The organism is Planomonospora corallina (genome assembly GCF_042650625.1).
Classification (GTDB): Bacteria; Actinomycetota; Actinomycetes; order Streptosporangiales; family Streptosporangiaceae; genus Planomonospora_B; species Planomonospora_B corallina.
In genome coordinates this window covers 70,871-74,670 of the sequence record NZ_JBHSBM010000016.1, presented here as the reverse complement: position 1 = coordinate 74,670, position 3,800 = coordinate 70,871, and the positions used below count along the sequence as shown (strand labels likewise).

The window sequence follows — 3,800 nt, the reverse complement described above, 5'->3', positions numbered from 1 at the left end:
TCGTGGGAGCCGCGGACCTCACGGTCGACGAGGCCGCCGGCTGCGTGCGCGCCGGTGGCCGTACCCTCCCCGAGGGCACGCTCGTCACCGTCGACGGGACCGGCGGGCGGGTCCTCGCCGGCCGCCCCCGCACCGTCGCGGCCCCGGCCGACCCGCACCTGCACCGCCTGCTCGGATGGGCCGACGAGGTCTCCGGCGGCGCTCCGGGCAGCGGCGACGCGGAACGTCTCAGCGCGGCCCACGCCGTCCTCCGGGACGCCCGGCGCCGCCCGGGCGGCGCCCGCCCTGCCGGCGACGGCGCGTAGACCCGGTGGTCGCCGGCGGTCGGCGACGGCGCGTAGGACCCGGTGATCGGCGGCGGTCGGCGACGGCGCGTAGGACCCGGTGATCGGCGGCGGTCGGCGACGGCGCGTAGGACCCGGTGATCGGCGGCGGTCGGCGCGGCGGTTCCGCCGGAGCGGGAGGCCGTTCAGCGGCGGTGGGCCGGGCGCCGGCCCCGCTCCACAGTCCCGGGGGCGGCTCCCGGCGGACGAGGGCACGGGCGGATGTACGGCGCCGGGCCGGCGGGTCAGTCCTCCTTCGCCGACCAGTACGACTCCTCGTCGGCCTCCTCGTACTCGTCGTCCTCGCTCCGGCCGGAGCCCGCCCAGCGGGAGGGCATCAGGACGGGGAGGAAGAGCGCGACGCCCAGCATGGCGTAGAGGCCGGTGGTGAGCAGGGTGCGCATGCCGCGGCCCGCCTGCAGGAGCAGTTCGTGGAAGGAGGGCGTGTCGGGCACGAAGTCCAGGGCGCGGCCCGCGTCGAGGGCGTAGGCCACGGTCCAGGCGAGCAGGGTCACCGAGGGGACGAAGGCCGCCAGCGGGGAGACCCGGCCGGCGGCCACCAGTCCGAGCAGCAGGCCGATCCCGGCCATCACCCCCAGGACGACCCAGGTCCGCGAGGCGTCCGCGGCGGGCGCCGGGGCGGCTCCGCCCGGCTGGAGCACGAACCCCGTCTCGGCCACCGCCCATCCCGCACCGAGCAGCAGGACCGCCGTCGTCACCAGCCCGACGAGCAGCCCGTAGACGTGCCGCATTCCACCACCTCGACCTCGACTGTTGTTCTGGTGGCGGCAACCATAGCCACAAAAGCCGCAAAGCGTCAGACCTTGCACGTTCCCGGACCGCCGACCGGTCCACGGCCGCCGGGTGAGGTCGCCGGGTGAGGCCCGGCGTCCCGTGAAGGTCTCGAAGCCCGGCCGCGGCCGTGAGACCATGTCTCGCGTCATGCTCGCCCGCCTCCCGCTCCGCCTCGCGCGCGCGGCCGCCTTCTCGGCCGTCTGCGTGACGCTCGCCGCCCTCGGCCACGTCGCCGCCGGCGGTTCGGGGCCCGAACCGTGGGCCGTGGCCTCCGGGGCCTCGGCGGTCGCGGTCCTGGCGGTCGCGCTCGCCGGACGCGAGCGCTCCCCCGCGACGGTCACCGTCGCGCTCACCGGGACGCAGGTGGTCCTGCACGAGCTGTTCGCCCTCGGCGACCCCGTCGACCCCTACGTCCTCGGGCACCTCCACGGACGGGGACTGGGCGAGAGCCTGGGCATGCTCCTGGCTCACCTGACCGCCACGCTGATCACCGGCTGGTGGCTGGCACGCGGCGAGACGGCCCTGTGGGCGCTGCTGCGCGCGGCCGCGTGCCGCCTCGGCGCGGCGTTCCGGCTGCTCGCGCCCGCCCCGGCGCCCTCCGTGCCGCCGCGTGCCCCGCTCCCCCACGACCCGCCCGCCCCCGCCCGGCGCCTGCTCCGCCACACCGTCAACCGGCGCGGTCCTCCACTTCCCGCCGCCTGAACCGGGCCGCCCAGGCGACCTGAGCCGGATCGCCGCCGAGGTCCCGGACGGATCGCCGCCCGGGCGGCCCGCACCCGGCCGCCACCCGGGCGGCCCCTCACCCTTTCCGGCATTTCTCGAAGTGGAGCCTCCCATGTCGTTTTCCGTCGCGCGCCGCACCCTGACCGTCACCGCGGGTGCCGCCGCGCTCACTCTGGGTCTGGCCGCGCCCGCCCTCGCGCACGTCACGATCAACCCCGGCAGCGCCCCGCAGGGCGGCTTCACCAAGGTCGCATTCCGGGTACCGAACGAGCGGGACGACGCCTCGACCACCAAGCTCGAGGTCGCCTTCCCCACCGGCCACCCGCTGGCGTTCGTCTCCGTCAAGCCGGTGCCCGGCTGGAAGGTCGAGGTGACCGAGGGCGAACTGCCCGAACCGGTCACCACCGAGTACGGCGAGCTGACCGAGGCCGTCACGAAGATCACCTGGTCGGGCGGGAAGATCGAGCCCGGCCAGTTCCAGGAGTTCGAGGTCTCGATGGGCGCGCTGCCCACCACCACCGACCGGCTGGTCTTCCCCGCCACGCAGACCTACAGCGGCGGCGAGGTGGTGAGGTGGGACGACGAGCCCACCGCCGACGGCTCCGAACCCGAGCGCCCCGCCCCGGTCCTGAGGCTCACCCCGGCCACCGGCGGTGACGGGCACGGCGGCGGGCACTCCTCCCCCGCCGCCTCGGCCGCCCCTGCGGCGCAGGCCGCGCCGTCGGTCGCCCCGGTCGCGGCCGGAGCCGGCGTGTCCGGTTCCTCCGACGGCACCGCCCGGCTGCTCGGCGGCGCCGGACTCGCCGCGGGCCTGGCAGGGCTCGCGGCCGGGCTGGCCGGCCTGCGCCGCGGGCGCCGTACGGCCTCCGCGGCGGGCCCGGGCGGGGACCGTCCCCAGGACTGAGAGCCGGAGGGGGACCGTCCCCGGGACTGAGAGCGTGGCCGGCGGGGGCTCCGGAGCCCCCGCCGGGCACGCCCGGGGTCACCCGGCGGAGCCGTCCGCCTCACCGCTCCGGGGCGGGGCGCACGGCACCGCCCCGCCCCGGAGCCACTCAGGCGGTGACGTCCCGGCTCGTGAAGCGGGCCCAGGCGAACGAGCCGCAGACCGCGGTGTAGGCGGCGAAGACCAGCAGGCCCCGCCCCATGTCCGCCACGGCCACCGGGTCGCGCAGCACCCCGTCGAACCCGTCCCACCAGGACGTCAGCAGGTACGGCTGGAGCGCCGACAGCTGCGGGACCACGCCGAGGACCTGGGTGACGATGACCAGCACCACGGTCGCGGCGATCGCCCCGATGGCCGCCTCGGTCAGCGTGGACAGGGCCAGCGCCACGGCCGCCAGGGCGGCCATCCCGGCCGTGACGTAGAGCACGACGAAGCCGAGCCGGAGCACCCCCTCGGCGAAGGGGACCGTCGTCCCCGACAGCAGGGTGACCGGCCCCGTGGGGAAGAGCGCCAGCCCGGTGAGCAGGCCGGAGAGGGCCACCAGGCCCACCGCCGCGAAGGCGAACAGCACCGCGCCCGCGTACTTGACGGACAGCAGCCTGGCCCGGCCCGCCGGGGCGGTGAGCAGGTAGCGGAGCGTGCCCCCGCCCGCCTCTCCCGCGACGGAGTCCCCCGCGACCACCGCGACGGCGACCGGCAGCAGCAGCTGCACCAGGAGCGCCAGCGCGGCGAAGGTCAGGAACACCCCATTCCCGGCGACCTGGGCGAAGATCGCGGGCCCCCCGCCGGGGCCCGCCTCGGTCTCCTCCGCCCCGCCGAACAGCCGCAGCGCGACGCCGACCAGCACCGGGACGAGCGCCAGGACGGACAGCATGGCGAGGTTACGCGGCCGCCGGAAGATCAGGCCGGTCTCCGAGGCGAACAGCCGCCCCCACGCCCGCACCGCCCCCGGTCGCCCGGCGGGACCGCCCGCCGCGTCCCCGGCGGGTCCCCGCCCGGGGCCCGGCAGCGGGACC

Annotated in this window: 4 protein-coding genes and 1 pseudogene; 3 read left to right on the top strand and 2 right to left on the bottom strand. The window is 77.4% G+C overall.

What is annotated here, in order from left to right:
* A pseudogene (locus tag ACFOWE_RS11395) lies at positions 1-305 on the top strand (hypothetical protein); the annotation flags it as partial.
* Positions 306-568: 263 nt separating this feature from the next.
* Here the strand turns inward: ACFOWE_RS11395 and ACFOWE_RS11390 are convergent.
* Positions 569-1,075 carry a hypothetical protein gene (locus ACFOWE_RS11390; RefSeq protein ID WP_377287228.1) on the bottom strand — a complete coding sequence of 169 codons (507 nt, stop codon included), beginning with the start codon at positions 1,073-1,075 and terminating at the stop codon, positions 569-571.
* 178 nt (positions 1,076-1,253) lie between these two features.
* Here ACFOWE_RS11390 and ACFOWE_RS11385 point away from each other — a divergent pair, with 178 nt between their 5' ends.
* Positions 1,254-1,820, top strand: coding sequence for an MFS transporter (locus ACFOWE_RS11385; protein WP_377287227.1), 567 nt, complete (start codon positions 1,254-1,256; stop codon positions 1,818-1,820).
* A gap of 133 nt (positions 1,821-1,953) precedes the next feature.
* On the top strand, positions 1,954-2,745 hold the full coding sequence (locus ACFOWE_RS11380; RefSeq protein WP_377287226.1) for a YcnI family copper-binding membrane protein: 792 nt from the start codon (positions 1,954-1,956) through the stop codon (positions 2,743-2,745).
* A gap of 148 nt (positions 2,746-2,893) precedes the next feature.
* On the opposite strand, the gene ACFOWE_RS11375 is transcribed toward ACFOWE_RS11380, so the two are convergent.
* On the bottom strand, positions 2,894-3,727 hold the full coding sequence (locus ACFOWE_RS11375; protein WP_377287225.1) for an ABC transporter permease: 834 nt from the start codon (positions 3,725-3,727) through the stop codon (positions 2,894-2,896).
* Between the last annotated feature and the right edge of the window lie 73 nt (positions 3,728-3,800).